13 protein-coding genes and 2 pseudogenes are annotated in these 17,870 nt (G+C 74.5%); 6 read left to right on the forward strand and 9 right to left on the reverse strand.

The genetic code is table 11. The annotated features are described in order from the left end of the window. Positions 1-652: 652 nt before the first annotated feature. Complete coding sequence (locus UG55_RS24635) at positions 653-1,006, forward strand: hypothetical protein (protein ID WP_066073765.1); 354 nt, start codon at positions 653-655, stop codon at positions 1,004-1,006. Positions 1,007-1,047: 41 nt separating this feature from the next. Here UG55_RS24635 and UG55_RS24640 read toward each other — a convergent pair whose 3' ends face one another. Next, positions 1,048-1,848 carry a proline dehydrogenase gene (locus UG55_RS24640; RefSeq protein ID WP_066073814.1) on the reverse strand — a complete coding sequence of 267 codons (801 nt, stop codon included), beginning with the start codon at positions 1,846-1,848 and terminating at the stop codon, positions 1,048-1,050. 234 nt (positions 1,849-2,082) lie between these two features. On the opposite strand from UG55_RS24640, the gene UG55_RS24645 reads away from it, so the two are divergent. Further along, a complete protein-coding gene (locus UG55_RS24645; RefSeq protein WP_066073767.1) occupies positions 2,083-4,077 on the forward strand; it encodes an alkaline phosphatase D family protein in 1,995 nt (664 codons plus the stop codon). Here the strand turns inward: UG55_RS24645 and UG55_RS24650 are convergent. The 3 genes and pseudogenes from UG55_RS24650 to UG55_RS43055 all read right to left on the reverse strand — a co-directional run. Next, positions 4,062-5,399 carry an ATP-dependent 6-phosphofructokinase gene (locus UG55_RS24650; protein ID WP_066073770.1) on the reverse strand — a complete coding sequence of 446 codons (1,338 nt, stop codon included), beginning with the start codon at positions 5,397-5,399 and terminating at the stop codon, positions 4,062-4,064. The genes UG55_RS24645 and UG55_RS24650 overlap by 16 nt on opposite strands. A gap of 290 nt (positions 5,400-5,689) precedes the next feature. Next, positions 5,690-6,422 (reverse strand): phosphotransferase enzyme family protein (locus tag UG55_RS43050; protein ID WP_242425058.1); only part of this gene is annotated, 733 nt, incomplete at its 5' end. 1 nt (position 6,423) lies between these two features. Then, positions 6,424-6,817 (reverse strand): annotated as a pseudogene (locus UG55_RS43055) (phosphotransferase enzyme family protein); the annotation flags it as partial. A 592-nt stretch (positions 6,818-7,409) separates the two neighbouring features. Here UG55_RS43055 and UG55_RS24660 point away from each other — a divergent pair. Continuing rightward, the gene (locus UG55_RS24660; protein ID WP_066073817.1) at positions 7,410-7,742 is read left to right on the forward strand and encodes a DUF6011 domain-containing protein; all 333 of its coding nucleotides are present in this window, start codon (positions 7,410-7,412) and stop codon (positions 7,740-7,742) included. A gap of 45 nt (positions 7,743-7,787) precedes the next feature. On the opposite strand, the gene UG55_RS24665 is transcribed toward UG55_RS24660, so the two are convergent. Both UG55_RS24665 and UG55_RS24670 read right to left on the reverse strand, forming a co-directional pair. Then, on the reverse strand, positions 7,788-8,987 hold the full coding sequence (locus UG55_RS24665; protein ID WP_066073775.1) for a cobalt-precorrin-5B (C(1))-methyltransferase: 1,200 nt from the start codon (positions 8,985-8,987) through the stop codon (positions 7,788-7,790). Positions 8,988-8,995: 8 nt separating this feature from the next. Continuing rightward, complete coding sequence (locus UG55_RS24670; RefSeq protein ID WP_066073777.1) at positions 8,996-9,622, reverse strand: precorrin-8X methylmutase; 627 nt, start codon at positions 9,620-9,622, stop codon at positions 8,996-8,998. 268 nt (positions 9,623-9,890) lie between these two features. Here UG55_RS24670 and UG55_RS46065 point away from each other — a divergent pair, with 268 nt between their 5' ends. Both UG55_RS46065 and UG55_RS24680 read left to right on the forward strand, forming a co-directional pair. Further along, on the forward strand, positions 9,891-14,408 hold the full coding sequence (locus tag UG55_RS46065; RefSeq protein WP_066073780.1) for an AAA domain-containing protein: 4,518 nt from the start codon (positions 9,891-9,893) through the stop codon (positions 14,406-14,408). Positions 14,409-14,922: 514 nt separating this feature from the next. Further along, a complete protein-coding gene (locus UG55_RS24680; RefSeq protein ID WP_066073782.1) occupies positions 14,923-15,126 on the forward strand; it encodes a hypothetical protein in 204 nt (67 codons plus the stop codon). A gap of 57 nt (positions 15,127-15,183) precedes the next feature. Here UG55_RS24680 and UG55_RS24685 read toward each other — a convergent pair whose 3' ends face one another. From UG55_RS24685 to UG55_RS24695, 3 genes are all read right to left on the reverse strand, one after another. Continuing rightward, the gene (locus tag UG55_RS24685) at positions 15,184-15,600 is read right to left on the reverse strand and encodes a hypothetical protein (RefSeq protein ID WP_066073785.1); all 417 of its coding nucleotides are present in this window, start codon (positions 15,598-15,600) and stop codon (positions 15,184-15,186) included. 119 nt (positions 15,601-15,719) lie between these two features. Continuing rightward, a complete protein-coding gene (locus UG55_RS24690; protein WP_242425059.1) occupies positions 15,720-16,904 on the reverse strand; it encodes an enoyl-CoA hydratase/isomerase family protein in 1,185 nt (394 codons plus the stop codon). An 81-nt stretch (positions 16,905-16,985) separates the two neighbouring features. Beyond that, the gene (locus tag UG55_RS24695; RefSeq protein WP_066073787.1) at positions 16,986-17,303 is read right to left on the reverse strand and encodes a hypothetical protein; all 318 of its coding nucleotides are present in this window, start codon (positions 17,301-17,303) and stop codon (positions 16,986-16,988) included. Positions 17,304-17,677: 374 nt separating this feature from the next. On the opposite strand from UG55_RS24695, the pseudogene UG55_RS48205 reads away from it, so the two are divergent. Continuing rightward, positions 17,678-17,870, forward strand: a pseudogene (locus tag UG55_RS48205) (amidohydrolase); the annotation flags it as partial.

The raw sequence follows: 17,870 nt of genomic DNA on the forward strand, positions 1-17,870 counted from the left end.
CGGGACCCCACCGTCCCGCCCGTTCGACGGTCCCGATCCCGCCCGCGGACACCCGGGCCGGCGACCACCCGCAGAAGTGCGACTGGCCGGGCCGCCGGCCGCCCGCAGACCTCGCCGCAACGGCGCTACCAGGGCTTTCAGAGCACCCACAGGCCCCGCAACACCCGTCGCCCACCCCCGCGCCACGGGTCCGCGAGGATTCGCCGACAGCGACTGAAGGGCTTTGCGTGTCCTTCGCCCGCAGGGGTTGCGGCCCCTGCGCCACCGTGGTCGTCAAGACGTTTCGGCAGGAGACACAAGGAGCCCTTCAGGCGCGCGATCGGCACTCCCGCGCCCGCACCCGAAACACCAACCACCATCGTCAGATCACCGAACGCACCCGCCCGGAACCCGCCGAGCACCCGCCGCGCCTCGCCCGCACACCCGCCGAGCACCCGCCCGCGCGCCCGCCCAGAACCCGCCTGCACCCCAGAGCACCCGCACGAAGGTGTGGCGGGGTGAATGTCGGGAATACCCGGACCACGGACGATCGGCGGCGCTCCCGGACCGGTCAGCTGCGACCGGTCAGCAGCGACCAGGGCTGGACGCGGGGCGGGCGCCGGCGCTGCGTCCGGTTCGCTCACCCGTGGACGGTCAGAAGGGGCGATGCGGCATGCGCGCGGTCATCGGAACAGGGGTCTTCGTCATCGTGGCGGCGGTGGGGCTCGCCGTGGTCGGCGCGGCCGGCGGCGCCGGCTGGAGCTTCGCGCTGGTGTTGCTGGCAGCCGCCGGCGCGGGCGTCCTGTCCGCCGGCCGAGCGGTGAGACACCGGCCGGAGCGGGGCGAGAGGGTCTGCCCGGAGTGTCACGGCGAGGGGTACGCCTTCTACGGCCGTGGCCGTACCACCTCCCGACGTCGCTGCCGCACCTGCCGCGGGCGCGGCATGGACCCCGCTCCGGTCCGGATCCCCGAGGCACTTCTGCGCCCGGGCACCCGGACCGAGGGAGAGTCCGTTCCCGTCCAGTAGCCAACGCGGCGGCCGCTCCGGCCACCGCCGCGCCGGGCCGACTACCCCCGAGCGGCTCCGGCGCGGCCCGGCGTCGAGCCGTACGCCAGGTAGATCCGCGTCCGGTAGCCGCTCTCGGCCAACCTGCGGTGTTCTCGGCGCAGGGCGCCGCGCGCGCCCTGGAACTCGAAGCTGTCGCGACCGCGGCCGATCTGGGCGGCCAGGCGGGTCGCGAACGCGATCAGGCCCGAATCCTGCGCCGCGATCATCGGATAGCCCGGTCCGGCCATGAGGATGCCCAGGCAGGCGGCATAGCGGTCGTGCTGGTCACGGTGGGCCCGGTCGAGGGACTGCGCCGATGGCCCCACCGGGTGTCGGCCCGGCCGCAGCCGCACCCGGCACGCCGGCCGGGCGAGGTCACGGCAGTCGGCCGGCGTCCGGGGCAGGTCGGCGCGCAGCGTCACACCGGTGGTCGGGACGTCGCGACGCAGCTCCGTCAGGGTGGTCAGGGTCGCGTCGAGCACGGTGGGATCGCCGGCCTCCAGGGTGACGGTCGCGCCGGCGGTGTCGGCCCGGGCGCAGATCTCGGCCGCGTTCTCATAGGCGATCTTGGCACCGCCGCGGGCCACCTGCTGCCCGATCAGGGCGAGCCGCAGGCTGATGTCGAGGTCCTCGGCGATCCCGGCACGGTCGGCCAGGTCGAGCAGCGCCAGGTACGAACCGGTCGCGGTGCCGGCCTCGACGGCGTCCACGGCGGGAACGCCGAGGATGTCGATGCTCGCCAGCGCCCGCACGTCCGCGACGAGCGCGGCCCGCGCCAGCGCGTCCACCGGCCCGGCTCCCAGGCCGAGGCGGCCGAGCACGGATCCGGTCGCGGGGACCCTGATAATCAGGTTCCGGGCCCGGTCAGACGCCGCCGTCCGGGCCGGCCGGAGCCCACCCGCGGAGCGGATCATCACCCGCTCGCGTGGACGGGAGCCGGCGACCGCACACGATCGTGACTGTCTGAACACATTAGGTAGCCTCACGTACAAGCTCGGCGCTGTCCACCCGAGGCGCTGTCCGACCGAGACGCTGGCTTGACGAAAGTAGAAGATATGATCAGCCTCCTCCTCGGCCCGCTGCACCGCTTTGCCGACGACCGACACGCGGCCGTCTGGGTGGAGACCGACGCTCCCTGCACCGTGGAAGTCCGCACCCCTGACGGGCCGGGCGCCACGTCGCCCACCTTCACTGTCGCCGGGCACCACTTCGCGCTCGTCGTGGTAGCCGGCCTGCTTCCCGGCACGACCTACCCGTACGAGGTCTGGCTCACCCCGGCCGATTCCCGCGCGGACGAATCGGCCGTCCGGCCAGGGACCACCGACGAAACCGGGAAGCCCGGCGAAAAGGGGCTCATCGACGCCGCGGGGCAGACCGGCGGTACGGCCGCGGGCCGCGGTGGGACACCGGCCGATCGGGCGGTACGGGTCTGGCCCGAACCGGGGTCGACTCACCCGCCCAGCCTGCTGCGGCCGGTCGACGGCGACCGGCCCGTCCGGCTGGTCTTCGGCTCATGCCGGGTGACGGCCCCGCAGGCGAAGCCGTACACCCTCACGCCCGGGGAGGACCCGCGGGGGCTCGGCACCGACGCGCTGCACGCCCTCGCCCTGCGCATGGCCGAGACTGCTCCGAGCACCTGGCCGGAGGCGCTGCTCCTGCTCGGTGACCAGGTCTACGCCGATCATGTCTCACCCGCGGCCGCGGCGCGGATCCGAGCCCGCCGGGACGTGACCCAGCCGCCGGGCGAGGAGATCGCGGACTTCACCGAGTACTGCTGGCTGTACCAGGAGGCGTGGTCCCAGCCGGACATCAGGTGGCTGCTCTCGACCGTCCCCACCGCCATGATCGCCGACGATCACGACGTGCGCGACGACTGGAACATCTCCGCCGCCTGGCGCGCCAGAATCCGCTCACAGCCCTGGTGGGACACCCGCATCACCAGCGCGGTCATGGCGTACTGGCTCTACCAGCACCTGGGCAACCTCGACCCGGCGGCACTGGCGGCGGATCCGACGTACGCCGCCCTCACGGCACTGGACGTCGGGGAGGACGGCGCCGATTCGCTCCGGGCCCTCGCCCGGCGGGTCGACCGGATGACGGACCTCGGCGCCCTGGCCGCGGACCCCTCACCCGCCGGCGGCGACCCGGACGGCGTGGACCCTCCCGTCCCGCCCCGCTGGAGCTACCGGTGGGACCTGGGCCGCACCCGGCTGATCGTCATCGACTCCCGCCTGGGCCGCATCGTCGCCCCGGACGGGACGCGGGCGATGGTCAACGACGCCGACTGGTCCTGGATCCGGGAGCAGACGGTACAGAACGGCGAGGTCGATCACCTACTGTTGGGGACGTCGGTTCCCTACCTGCTCACACCGGCGATCCACCATGTCGAGACGGTGAGCGAGCGGCTGGCGTCCGGCCGGTTCGGGCGGGTTGTCGCCCACCTGGCGGAGCGCGCTCGGTGCGCCCTCGATCTGGAGCACTGGGCCGCGTTCGGTCGTTCCTTCCGGCAGCTGACGGAACTGGTCGGTGCGGTGGCCGTCGGTGCGCATGGTCCTGCTCCGGCCAGCGTGGTGGTCCTCTCCGGGGATGTGCACCACGCCTACCTGGCCCGCGCGGATCACCCGCGCCAGCCGACCGACGACCCGACCGACGGGCGGGCGAACGGGCGGGCCGACGGGCCGATCAGCGGCTCGGCTGGTGGCTCGGCTGGTGGCTCGGCGGCGGCGCCGGTGTGGCAGGCGGTGTGCTCCCCGTTCCGCAACCCGCTGGGGCCGGGCATCCGCCGCATCGACGCGCTGGCACGCCGCCGCGGGCCCTCCGCGGCCCTCGGACATCTCGCGCGGCTGCTCGGCGTCCGCGACCTGCCGGTGAGCTGGACCGTCACCCACGGGCCGTGGTTCGACAGCCAGCTGGCCACGCTGACCCTGGACGGCCGGCAGGCCACCATGCTCCTGGAGAAGACCGAGCCCGACGGCGAACCGGGCGGCCTGGACGAGGTCATGCGGGTGGCGCTGAGCCCGGTGGAACCGGCCGGTCAGCCGAAACGGTAGGGCTGGCCGGTGGCTTCCAGCACCGACATCCACAGGTCACCGGCGGGGTCGACCTGGTTGCGGTGGCTGACCGCGAGCGCGATCGGCATGTGGATGAACCGGCGCCGCCAGCGGCCGACGACCATCTCGGTGCGCCCCGACATCGCGGCGTGCACCGCGGCATGCGCGAGTCGGATCGTATAGACGTTGTCGTACGGATTCGCCGGGACACTGCGGATGTGGTAGCTCGGGTCGATGTACTTGAGGTTCAGCTCGGTGCCGTGCGCGGCGAAGTGGTCGGTGATCCGCCTCGACAGCTCGGGGCCGATGTCGTGCAGTTTGCGGTTGCCGGACGCGTCCGAGGACTCGGGCAGGTCCGCGAGCAGATCCTGCCCCGCGCCCTCGGCGACCACGACCACGGCGTGGCCCCGCTTCTCGACCCGGTGGCGCAGGTAGGAGAGCAGGCCGCGGTCCCCCTCCAGCGTGAACGGCAGCTCCGGGATGAGCACCACGTCGGCGTCGCTCTTGGCCAGGGTGGCGTAGCAGGCGATGAACCCCGAGTGCCGGCCCATGAGGCGGACGATGCCGACGCCGCCGGGCGCCGAGGTCGCCTCGGCCGACGCGGCCCGGATCGACTCGGCGGCCTTGGCGAACGCCGTCTGGAACCCGAAACTCTGGTCGATGTAGGGGATGTCGTTGTCGATCGTCTTCGGGATGCCGACGACCGCGATCTTCTCACCGCGTTCGGTGACGACCTGGGCGATCGCGCGGGCACCGCGCAGCGTCCCGTCCCCACCGATCACGAACAGGATGTTGATGTTCATCCGGGACAGGCAGTCCACGATCTCGTCGGGGTCCTGCTGGCCCCGGGAGGTGCCGAGGATCGTGCCGCCGTCCTCGTCGATGTGCGCCACCCGCTCCGGGGTGAGGTCGACGACGCTGTGCCCGTACTTGGCGACGAAACCCTGGTAGCCGTGCCGGAAGCCGAAGATCCTGTTCACGCCGTAGTGGTTGGTCAGCTCCAGCACCAGGCCGCGGATCACGTTGTTCAGCCCGGGGCACAGCCCACCGCAGGTGACGATGCCCACCCGGGTCTTGGACGGGTCGAAGTAGATCTTGCGGCGTGGGCCGGCCGGCTCGAACCCCGGCAGCTCGTCCAGCGGGACCTTCCGGGACGAGATCATCGTGACGGTGTCGTCGAAGAGGACCTTGTCGCCTTCGTCGATGTAGTGCTGGGTGGTCGGGCGCTCGCCCAGCAACGGCAGGAGCGGTGAGTCGATCCGGCAGGGCCCGAGGGTGCGCACCTCCAGCTCGGCGCCGTCCACCGTCAGTGGCTCGTACACGGCCCCCCGATTCCGACACCGCCAGGGCACCCCGGCCCCCGACTGAATCGGACCACGATCGCCCCAGCTCCCTTCCCACTTATCCCGGACGAGCGTACCGGGTTCGGGCGTCCCGCCCACGGCCGCCGTCGGCCGGGCATCCCGGTCATCCCGCACCGGCCATGGGCCGGCTACCTGCCAGAACCCCGCTCGACCACCCACGGACACCAAGGGGACATGCCCGGGACTACCGCCAGACCTCCCCTCCCCGGGGAAGTTCTTCCCGCGACGGCCGACGCAACGCCCCGGCGCTATCCCCGGCGGAACTCGGCGGGACCGCGAAGATCCACGGGACCGGGGACAGCGCCGGGCAGGTCGGGCAACAGCGTCCCGGCGAGGTAACGGCGGGCCAGGTCGGCGCTGCCCCGAACGTAGGCCGCGACGTCGGGCACGGCGTCGGAGTGCGGATGGGTACCGAGCCAGGCGACGAGCAGCAGCCGGCGCAGCAGCACCATCGTCGGCACGATCGCGAGGTCCGCGGCGCCGAGCGGGCGATGTTCCCGGTAGGCGTCGAGCCAGGCCCCGACCAGCGCCGGCAGCACCGGGCTGTGCTCCAGGAACGACAGTGCCGCGGCGAGATCGTAGAGGAACCAGCCGAAGCCGCAGTCGTCGAAGTCGATCAGGTGGGTGACCGGGCCGGCCACCAGGAGATTCGCCAGGCGCATGTCCGCGTGGATGAGGCCCGCCCGGTCCCGGCCCTGCCCGTAGGCGGCGAGGGCGAGCTCCATCGCCGCCACCGCCGGCTCCAGCGCGGCGAGGACCGGCGCCGCCTCGCTCGCCAGCGCGGCCACCACCCCGGCCCGCCAGCTTCCCCAGCGCCCGTCGGCGCCCAGCGTCGTCTGCCACGACCAGGAGAAGCGCCGGAAGCCGGCCGGGCGCGGCCAGGACCGCGCGTGCTGGTGCAGCCGACCCGCCAGATCACCGAGAACACCGAAGAACGAGACCAGCCCGGTTCCGTCCCGGGGCTCGGGTGAGGCCCCGTCCNCCCATTCGAAGAGCACGGCGCACCGCGCGGCACCGCCCAGGTGGGCGATGGTCACCGCCGATCCGGACCGGTTCGGCACCACCCGCGGGGTCGCGACGACGCCGTCAGCCCGCAGCGACTCCACCCAGGCGAGCTCGGCGGCGATCTCCTCGGCGCTGTGATAGGCGGGCCGGTGCAGGCGCAGGGCCCACCGCCGCCCTCCGGGCACGTCGTCCACCCGGTAGGTGACGTTCTCCGAGATGTTGAGCAGCGCCACGGTCGGCGCCGGGCCGAGATCATAGGCGGCCAGCACGTCGCCCAGCACCCCGGAAAGCTTCAGGAGGTCACCGGTGACCACGCCGCCGACGCCCTCACCGAACACACCAGCCCCCACTTCGCCGACCTCCTCATCCATGTCACCGATCGCATCCCGCAGCCGACGACACCACAATCCCGTGATCCCGCAATCCCGCAATCCCGCAGTGCCGGAATCCCATCGACCGGACCTGATCTCCGCTCGACTGCCCGACCAGAACAAGGGCGAGGGCGCCTGATCCNGCGGCCGTGAAATCACCGACAGGAGCTCCGAACCCAACAACCAGGATCGGTACCACACGACGAGTCCCAGTGAAAAGAAGGCGATCGAAGCCCGGCGGAGATGTTTCTTCGGTCCACTCGCATCCCCCTACCCCTTGATTTCCCGATCAGGCCGGTGGCCCTCCTGACCGTAGCGCGTGCCAGGCCACGGTGGTCGAACGGATGTCGCCGACCACCCACTCGCTTGTTCGCGGCAGCCATTCGCCCATGCACGCGGCCGCCCCGAAACGACTGGCGGTCCGATTCACCCGGACGAGTTGGCCGGCATTCCCCGATGGGGCGCGCGCCGCGGCTCCCCGATACCCCGGCGGGCACTGAGCGGGCCAGCTGAATCCCCACCGGGAAACAGCTCGCCGTGTTATCATTGGACAAGCCGTACAACCTGGGGAGCACACGTGAACCTTCCCGCCATGACCACCCCCGCGCCCATGCGCTGCCTGCGCTGCGGCCGCACACTCACCAGCCCTCCCAGTATCGCGGCCGGATTCGGCCCCGGCTGCACCCGCCATTTCCGCCGCGTCGCGCCGACACTTCCCGGTTTCACCGACCGCCAGATCGCCGATGCCCTTGAGCTGCTCGAACTGGGTGGCATCGTCCCGCTGCGGGGCCGGCACGTCTGGCTCACCATCGGCCATCGCGGCACCGCCTATCGCACCGCGTCCACCGGTCAGTGCACCTGCGTGGCCGGGGCCCACGGAAAACCCTGCCACCACGCGGCGGCGGTCCGGCTCGTCGCGGCCTGACGCTCCGACCGGTACCGGCCTGATCCGGCAGCCGCGCCCCGCCGGTCACCGGTCGGCGGGTCCGCGGTCCGCCCGCCCGACGAGGTTGCCGGCCCGGTCGATGACCAGGACGTCGACGTCCACCGGCGCCTCGCGAAGGGCCGCGCGAGCGGTGCGCCGGGCACCGGCGGCGATGTGGTCACCCAGCGCGACTCCCTCGTCGAGGCAGATCCGCAGCGCTCCGAGCGCGGTGTTGGCCTCGCGGACCCGGTGCTGGAGGGCCTCCCCGGCGCCGCCCACCCGGGCGAGCACGGCGAGGCCGGCCAGGTCGACGCCGGAACGTCCCGAATGCAGATCCAGGTGACCGGCGGCCAGCTTGGCCAGCTTGCCGACCCCGCCCACGATCGTCAGCCGCGGGATCGGGTGGCGGCGCAGGTACTTCAGCACGGCGCCGGCGAAGTCTCCCATGTCGAGCAGGGCCTCGTCGGTGAGGCCGAGCAGATCGCGCGCGACCTGCTCGGAGGTGCTGCCGGTGCACGCGGCGACGTGGTGGTGCCCCACCGCGCGGGCGACGTCGACACCTCGCCGGATGCTGTCGATCCAGGCGGAACAGGAATAGGGAACGACGATGCCGGTCGTGCCGAGGATCGACAGCCCGCCGACGATGCCCAGCCGGGGGTTCCACGTGCGGGCGGCGAGCTCCGCCCCGCCGTCCACACTGATCTCGATCTCGACGTCCACGCCGACGGGCCCGGCGTCGACTCCGGCAGCCCCCTCCTCGGTGCCGGCCGCGGCCGCGGCGACCGCCGCGACGGCGGCCCGCATCATCCGCCGCGGGACCGGGTTGATCGCCGGCTCGCCCACCGCCAGCGGGAGGCCCGGTCGGGTCACCGTGCCGACCCCCTCCCCCGCCCGGAACACCACGCCGCTGCCCGGACTCCCGGGCCGGACGACCGCCGTCACCACCGCCCCGTGGGTGACGTCGGGATCGTCCCCGGCATCCTTGACGATCGAGGCCATGGCCGAGCCGGGCCGCAGGCCCTCGCGGGCGAGGGCGAAGGCCGGCCGCGCGCCGCCGGGCAGTGTGATCGTCACCGGGTCGGGGAAACGACCGGTCAGCAGGGCGGTGTAGGCGGCCGTTGTCGCCGCCGTGGCGCAGGCACCGGTGGTCCAGCCGTACCGCAGCCCGCCGCCGGCCCGCCGCTGCTCCTGTCCGGCCGCGGGCCGGCGGGCGGCGGGGGGCGGGGGGTTCGCCGCGGCGCCCACGAGGCCGGTCAGTCCGCGTCGAGGGCGAGGGCGTTCACCGCGGCGGCGGCCATCGCGCTGCCACCGCGGCGCCCCCGCACCACCAGGTGTTCCAGCCCGCTCGGGTGGGTGGCGAGCGCCTGCTTCGACTCGGCCGCGCCGACGAAGCCGACCGGTACGCCGATGACCGCGGCCGGGCGGTCAGCTCCCGCCTCGACCAGCTCAAGCAGGCGGAACAACGCTGTCGGCGCGTTGCCGATGACGACGACGGCGCCGGCGAGACGCTCCCGCCACAGGTCGACGGCGGCCGCGGAGCGCGTGCTGCCCAGGCTGCGGGCGAGGCCGGGGACCCGCGGGTCGCCGAGCACGCAGACGACGGCGTTCTGCGCCGGCAACCGGCGGCGGATCACGCCGGCGGCGACCATCTCCGTGTCGCAGAGCACCGGCGCGCCGCGGTCGAGCGCCGACCGGGCGGCGGTGACGACCCCCGCGGAGTAGCCGACGTCCCGTACGAGGTCGACCATCCCGCAGGAGTGGATCATCCGCAGCACCACCCGGTCGAGGCCGCCGGGCAGACCGCTCAGGTCGGCCTCGGCGCGGATCGTGGCGAACGACGAGCGATAGATCTCGTCGGGGTCCCGCAGGTAGCCGGTCACCGGTTCACGCGCGGACGGAACACCCTGCGCCCGGCGGGCGGACAGAGCGGACGGGCTGGCACTCGCGGAGCATATGCGGGCGGGCTCGGCGAGCGCACCCGCTCGGCGCCACCGCCGGGAGCCGACAGAGCCGGCACGGCCGGAGTGCCACGGCGGCGAACGGGGCGGCACTGTCGGTGCGGAGCCGTATCGTCGCGGTGTCCCGCCAGTCCACCCCGTGGGCGAACGGGCGCTCCGCGCCACCTGACCCACTCGCCGGAGGAGTCCGATGCCCGCCCTCGACCAGGTCAAGAGCCGGTCACTGCGCCTGCTGGACTACCTGGCGGCGCTTGCCACCGACCTGCGCGGCACCCCGCGGCGCCGGCTGGCCGAATACGACCCGGTGCCGGTGCTCCCCCGCGACGTCCCGGCTCACCCCGGCGTGCGGCTCGGCCCGGGGCCGACCCGCGAGAGCTGGCTGGAGGTCGGCAAGGTCGCGGCGCCGACGTCCCCGCGGGTTCCCCGTCTGCTCTACGCCTACATCGGCGGCGCGGAGATCCGGCCCGACACACCGCCCAGGCTGCCGGTCGACCTGTCGGAGCGGGCCGCCGGGCGCGGTGAGGAGCCCGAGACGATCCGCCGGGCCCACGAGCGCTGGGTCCGCGAGTCCTGGGAGCCGTGGGCGCCGGGCGCGCGGGCCGCGTATGCCGCGCGTGGTCTCTACGAGCGGCTGTTCGACCTGCGCCTGCGGCACAGCCACGACACCGCCGGCTCCCAGCTCGTCTGGGGGCACTCGCTGCTGAGCTGGCAGGCGCCCGCGGCCGGCGGCGAGGTGATGGTGGTCGAGCACCCGCTGCTGATCACACCGGTGCGCCTGGACGTCGACCCGGAGGACGGTGTCATCAGAATTCTCACCGACGGTCCGACCTCGATGGAGACGGACCCGGTGCACGGCCTGGACGCGCCTGGGCTGCACACGCTGCCGGGCCAGCGGGACCGGCTGCGCACCAGCCCGCCGGACCCGTGGGACCCCGCGGAGCTCGCGCGGTTCCACAGCCAGCTGGCCGCGCCGCTGGGGCTGGACGCGGCGGTCCTGGCCGGTCCGGACCTGCCGCCGCCGGGGCCGGCCGCCCGGGTCGTCGACACCTGGGCGCTGTTCCTGCGCCCTCGGCCGGCGACCAGTGCGCGCTTCTACCACGAACTGCGGGAGGCGATGGCCGAGCGGGACTTCCTGCCCGAGGCCGTGGCCGCCGTCGTCGCCGCGGAGCCGCTGGTCGCCGAGGCCCTCGGCGAGGCGCGCGGGCGGGCCACCGCGGCGGGCCCGGCCGCCGGCCCGGCCGCCGGCCCGGGCGACCCGGGCGACCCGGGCGACGACGCGGGCTGGTCGGCGACCGGTGACCGGCTGCTCATGCCCCTGCCGACCAACGACGACCAGGAGCGGGTCGCCGCCCAGCTCGCCACCTCACGGGGTGTCACCGTGCAGGGCCCGCCGGGCACCGGCAAGAGCCACACCATCGCGAACCTGGTCTGTCACCTCGTGGCCCACGGGCGCCGGGTGCTCGTGACCGCGCAGGACGAGCAGGCTCTCGCCGTGCTCCAGGAGAAGATCCCGGCTGAGCTGCGCCATCTGTCGGTGGCTGTCCTCGGCTCCAGCCAGGCCCACATCGAGCAGCTCCGGGCGTCCGTCGTGGAGATCCAGTCCGCCGTCGGCGACGTGGACCTGGCCCGCGAGGCCCGCCAGGTCGAGCGGCTCGCGGCCGAGCTGGACACGACCCGGGCCCGCACCCGGGCCCTCGAACTGGAGCTCGTGGAGCAGCTGCGCGGCGAGGAGCGCGAGTTCGACCTGCCGCAGGGCCGGGTGCGGGCCGCCGGGGTGGCCGAGTGGCTCGCCCGGAACGAGACCACCCTCGGCGTCATCCCGGACCGGATCGAGCCGCACACCGCCCCGCCGCTGCGGCCCGAGGAGCTCGCCGAGCTGTTCGACCTGGCCCGGCGGATCCCCGAGACCGAGGCGGACGCGGCCGGGCGGGCCCTGCCCGATCCGGCGGGCCTGCCCGGCTCCGGAGCGCTGTCCGCCCTGTTCGACCGGCTGGACGAGCTCGATCGGGAGGTGACCGAGGGTGAGCGGGCCGGGCTGGCTCCCGCCGAGGTCGACCGCCTCGGCGCCGACGGGCTCGCCGCGCTGCGGGCCGACGTCCTCGCCGGGGCCGCGGCGCTGCGTCCCCTGGAGCAGCCGTGGCTGGACAACCTCCGCGGGCAGTGCGCCTCCTCACCGCGGCTGGCCGACTTCTGGCGGACCCAGGCGTACGAGACGGCCGCGGCGGTGGCGGAGCTGCATGCCCTGCGGGAGCGGCTGTTCGGGCACCGGGTGGAGCTTCCCGACGGGGATCCCCGGGCCCAGCTGCGGTTCCTCGACGAACTGCGGGACCGGTTTGCCGCCGGGCGCGGCCTGCCCCGCCTGCGCGGGCGCGAACTGCGGGAGTTCACCGAGCGCCTGCAGGTCGACGGCTACCCGCCGCGCACGGTCGAGGACCTGGACATCGCCCGCGCCGCGGTCACCGGCCGGCTGCGGATGGCCGCCGCGCTCGCCCGCCACGCCGACGTGGTCGCCCAGCTCGGCGCGCCGGCCGTCGGCGGCTCGGCTGTCGGCGCGCCGGCCATCGGCGGGGCAGCCGTCGGCGGGGCAGCCGTCGGCGGGGCGGCCGTCGGCGGGGCGGCGGGAGCGGTGTTCGCCGAGCTGCCGGCGCTCGACGCCGCGAGCGACCAGCTGGCGTCCGCGCTGGCGTGGGAGACGACCCACGGGCGCGCGCTGGCGCACCGCCTGGCCGCGGTGTTCCGGGCCGCTCCCGCCCGGCCGACCAGCACCGACCTGCAGGCCCACGCCGAGCTGTTGGACGTCGCCGGGCGGCGGATCGCGCAGCAGGCCGCGCGGGCGGAGCTCGCCGGACTCATCGAGCGCCTGCGGGCGGGCGGCACGGCGCCCGCGGCCAGTCCCGTCTGGTCCGAACTGGCCGGCGCGCTGGGCGATCGCGACCTGGCCCGCTGGGACCAGGCGCTCGCCACCGCCGCGCGGCTGCGGTCGGCCCGGCCCGACGTCGAGCGCCGCGCCGAGCTGGCCGGCCGGCTCGCCGCCGCGGCGCCCCGCTGGGCGGCCCGCGTGCTGGCCGACGGCGGTGATCCCGCCACCTGCGGGGACCCGGCGCTGCTGGCCGGGATGTGGCGGTGGCGGCAGGCCGAGACCTGGATCACCGACCTGCACGCCGGGGCCGACATCCCGGCCCTGCAACGGCGCCTGGACGCGGCGACCGAGGCGAGCCGACGCCTGGTGCTAGAAGTGGCCCGCCGCTCGGCCCGGCTGGCGCTGGCCCGCAGCCTCGGCTCCGAGCAGCGCCAGGCGCTCACCGGCTGGGTCCAGGCCCTCAGCCGGGTAGGCAAGGGGACCGGCCGGTTCGCCGGCCGGTGGCGGGCGGAGGCCCGGGCCCACATGACCGCGGCGATGGGCGCCGTACCGATCTGGATCATGCCGATCCACCGGGTGATGGAAAGCTTCGATCCCCGCGTCAACGAGCCCTTCGACGTCGTCATCGTCGACGAGTCCAGCCAGTGTGACGTGCTCTCGCTCGGTGTCCTGAGCCTGGGGCGGCGGGCCGTCGTCGTCGGCGACGACCAGCAGACCAGCCCGTCGGCCGTGGGTATCCCGCGGGACCGGGTCTTCGCCCTGATCGAGAACCACCTGCCCGACGTCGCGCACCGCTCGCTGCTCGACGTCGAGGCCAGCCTCTACGACACCGCGGCCCGGGTGTTCCCCCGCACGGTGGTGCTCAAGGAGCACTTCCGCTGTCTGCCCGAGATCATCGGCTTCTCCAACCGTTTCTACGACCACCAGATCCTGCCGCTACGCGAGACGCCGGAGATGACGGTCGGCCCGGCGCTGCGGCCCGTCCGGGTCGCCGACGGCGGGCGGGCGCCCGGGCGGTTCGGGGACGCCAACGAGGTCGAGGCGGCCGCGGTGGTCGAGCAGGTCGTCGCCTGCTGCGCCGACCCGGCCTACGACGGGATGACGTTCGGGGTGGTGACCCTGCTCGGCGCGGGCCAGCCCCGGCTGATCGAGCACAGCCTGGTCGAGAAGCTCGGCGAGGAGGAGTACGTCCGGCGCGGGATCAGGGTCGGCGACCCCTACCAGTTCCAGGGCGACGAGCGCGATGTGATCTTCGTGTCCGTCGTCGCCGACGACAACCGCTCCGCGGCGACCAGGCGGCGGGACATGCAGCGGGTCAACGTCGCGGCCAGCCGGGCCCGCGACCAGCTCTGGGTCTTCCACACCGTGGCACCGGAGACGCTGCGCGACGACGACGTCCGCCGGCAGCTCATCGAGTACATGTACACCGCCCCGGCGGCCGCGGAGGTCACCCGGCTCGCGGACCTGTGTGAGAGCGAGTTCGAGCGGGCAGTCCTGCGCGAGGTTCTCAGCCGCGGCTTCCGCGTCCGGCCCCAGCACCCGGTGGGGCGCTACCGCATCGACCTGGTGATCGAGGGCGAGGGCGCCCGGCTGGCCGTGGAGTGCGACGGGGACCGCTACCACGGTCCGGACCAGTGGGAGGCCGACCTGCGCCGCCAGCGGATCCTGGAACGGCTCGGCTGGACGTTCTGGCGGATCAGAGGCTCCGAGTTCTACCGGCAACCGGCGCGCACCCTCGACGGCCTGTGGAGACGCCTCGACCAGATGGGCATCAACCCGGCGCCCGCCACTCCCTGGTCCAGCACTTTCCCGCCGAGTCGGCTCCCGCCCGCCGGTCCGGCTCGGTGACCTGGCTACTGCGGAGCGAACGCGCCCACAAGCCACTGGCCGGACGTTACCCTCGGGTGATGCCAGCCCCCGGGTTCGTTCGCGCCTGGCCGCTGTGGGTGGCCCTGTTCGCGTTGTTGGGGCTGGCTGGCGCCGCACCGAACGCGACCTCGGCGCGGCACCCGGGCGGGCTGGCCGCACCCTGGTCGGCGCCGTTCCTGTCCACTCCGCGGCCGGTGGACCTCGCCGCACCGGCCGCGGCCGCCCACCGGTCGGCGCCGGGTCGGGTGGATCACCTGCGGTCGTGGGTCGAGGCGAATTCCGTACTGACCGGCCAGCACCCGCGCTGGGAACACCAGCTCCTCGCGCTGGGTGCGGCGGTGTGCGTGCTCGCGGTGAGTGCGGCCTGGCTGCTGGCGCACTCCGGCGCCGCCGGCCGTGGAATCCGCCGCGCCGGCGGAGGCCCAGGGTCCCGCGGCCCTCCGGGAAGGTCCGAGCCAGTCCAGCGCCTCAGACCTTCACCACAGGAGTGGAAGTGGATCCGCAGTTCGAATGGGAACGCCTGCTCATAGCGATTTCCCTGCTCGCCGTCATGTTCGTCATACCCATGATCGTCGTGATCATCGACCACCGGGCGGACCGCCGGCGCTTCGGAGCCGCGGCCCTCAACGCGCCGATCCGGTACACCGCGGACGGACGCCGCTACCGCGAGGGCTACCCCCCGCCCGGGAACAGCTGAGCCCGGCAAAGAACAAGCGGCGCCGGCACCGGGCGGCGGCACAGGGGAAGTCGCGGCTCAGGGGAAGTGGAAGGTGCGGGGGTGCAGCTGAGGCCGTAGCGGAAGCAGGAACGGGAACGCCGGCCGCCGCGCCGGCCACTCGTCGCGCGGCCAGCTGCGCCAGGACGGCCACGGCACGACCTGCGCGCGGGTCGTGCGGGCCCGCCCGGGGGCCGGTTGCGGCTCCGTCAGCTGCGGCAGCGGCGCGTGGGCCCAGTCGACCCGCAGGCCGCCGCAGTACACGCAGGGCACACCGCTGCGCGGGGCGGGGACCGGCACGCCGTTGTGCCGGTACACCTCCATCAGCCCGCCGTCATCGTCGAACCAGCGGGCGACGCCGAACGAGCGTTGCCAGCTGCGGAGGCAACGTCGGCAACGGAAGAAGATCTCCTCGTCCGCGCTCTCCACATCCAGCACATGGCGCTCGCCGGTCATCTGCCGCGTCCTTCGTCCGCCGTGATGGGTCAGGCCTGCCATAGTTCGTGCCCGGCCGGCGGGCCCGTCAACCAGCCGGGGCAGGTTCCGCTCACCCGGCGGTCAGCGGGCCGGCCTGGTCAGCGGGTCGGATGGTCGTCGCCGCCGACCGGGCGGATCTCGTCGACCAGGCCCCACTCCGCGGCTGTGGCGGCGTCCAGCGCCCAGCCGGTCAGGGACAGGTAGGTGGCGCGCTCCCGGCCGACGCGGCGGACGATGCTCGACGTTCCGCCGGCCCCGGGCACCAGGCCCATCGGGATCTCCGGCAGGCGGAACGTCGTCGCCGGGTCGGCGACCACCCGGCGGGCGAAGGCCGGGATCTCCACACCGGCCCCCACACAGGTTCCGTGCACGTAGGCGGTGACAGGCCGCCCGCAGCGCAGCAGGGCCAGCGGGATGCTGCGGGTGGTCCGCACCGCGTGCGCGCGGGCCGGGTCGGGGAGCAGCCCGAACTCGGTGAGGTCACCGCCGCTGCTGAAGGAACGCCCGCGCCCGCGCAGCCGCACCTGCGCGATGGACGGATCGGACTCCGCCAGGCCGAACGCGGCGACCAGACCGTCGCGGACGTCCCGTCCGACGGCGTTGTGCACCCGCGGGCGGTTCAGGACGATCCACAGCTCGTCACCGTCCCGCTCGACGAGGACCGCCGGCTCGGCGGGCGCCGCGGCGGCGCGGCGGGCGGCGCGGCGCTCCCGCTCGGCGCGGTGACCGGCCAGCCAGGAGGCGAACTCCGGCCCGCCCTGCAGGGTCGAATAGGTGAACGACTCCGCGATCACGGCGTCCCGCACGTCGAGGCCGGCGGAGTAGCGCACCAGCTGGGCGAACGCGACGGCGGCGGCCGGGACGCGCCGGGTCATCGCGGCGATCGCGGCGAGCGAGTCGGCGAGGGAGACGCCCGGCCCGATCGGCCCGGCCCAGGGTGCGGGCGGGTCGGGCACCCCGGTCAGCAGGATGTCGAAACCGGCGGTCTCGACGCCGGGCGGAAGGTCACTCAGGTCGGGGGCCACTGCGACCAGCACGGAGGGCAGGTGCCGGCCGAGCTCGGCGACCGCCACCGCGGACGGGCCGCGCGCCCAGACGGCCAGCAGCGGCTGGCCGGTGAACGCGGCGAACGCCTCGGGGTCGGCGCGCAGCAGCGCGAGGGCCTCCTCCGGTTCCAGCACACCGTCGAGCGGCGCGGCCGGATCCGCGGCCGAAACCGCGCGACCTGTCACACCGGCCTCGGTCATGAGCCGGGTACCGCCGCGCGTCGGATGGATGTCCACCCGCTCAGGTTAGGGGCCTCGCCGGGTGGCCGTCGGACTCGGTCGAGGCCGGGCCTGGCTCTGCCGGGCGCGACCCGCGGGTCAGGCGCGGACGCCGCCCCAGCTCGTCACCAGGCGGTAGGTGCGGGCCGCGACCTTCCAGACGGCAGGTTGGCCCCTCGTCGGCGCGATCGAGGACGGCGAAGCCGATCCGCGCGCCGAAGTCCGGGGGCCGGTGACCGCGACCGCCGTGTCCGACGTCGCGCCGATCAGTTGTCGCACCGGTGCGACACCCGGAAGAAGGTTCGCCGTGGGCCACGCGGCGGGCGGCCCGGCAAGCCCTGCGAATTCGCTGGAACCGGCGCCGAAGGCGAAGGCCGCCTTGGCCGCGATGGCGTTGGTGCCGGGCTGCTGCTCCATGATCCCGGATCCTCACACAGACCACCGGAAACGGACAGGCGATTTGTTCCGGGCGGATCCCGTCGGCCCGAGGCGGCCCGGCCCCGTACTCTTTCCACGGTGTCCGTCCACATCCCCGGGGTGCGGCGTCGTCCCCGGGTGCGGCGTCGTCCCCGGGGTGCGGCGTTCGGCGAGGTGAGGCCGTGCTGATCCGGCGAGCCGAGATCCTCGGTGGTGAGCCGTCGTCGGCCGTCGTCGACGTGCGGGTCGAGCGGGGAGTCGTCGCCGAGATCGGGCGCCCCGGCCAACGGCTGGAACGGCGCGCCGGTGAAGCGGAGCTGGACGCGGCCGGCGGAGCCCTGCTGCCCGGCCTGCACGACCACCATCTGCATCTGATGTCGCTGGCCGCCGCCGGGTCGTCGGTGCCCCTCGGGCCACCGGAGATCACTGACCGCGACCAGTTCGCGAGCCGGCTGCGGGCCGCCGCGACCGCACTGCGCGGCCGGGCCGCGCCCCCGGTCGGACCGCACTCCGGGCCGGCGGCTGGCTGGATCCGCGGTGTGGGCTACCACCCGTCGGTCGCCGGCG

The sequence above is a fragment of the Frankia sp. EI5c genome (assembly GCF_001636565.1).
Lineage (GTDB): Bacteria > Actinomycetota > Actinomycetes > Frankiales > Frankiaceae > Parafrankia.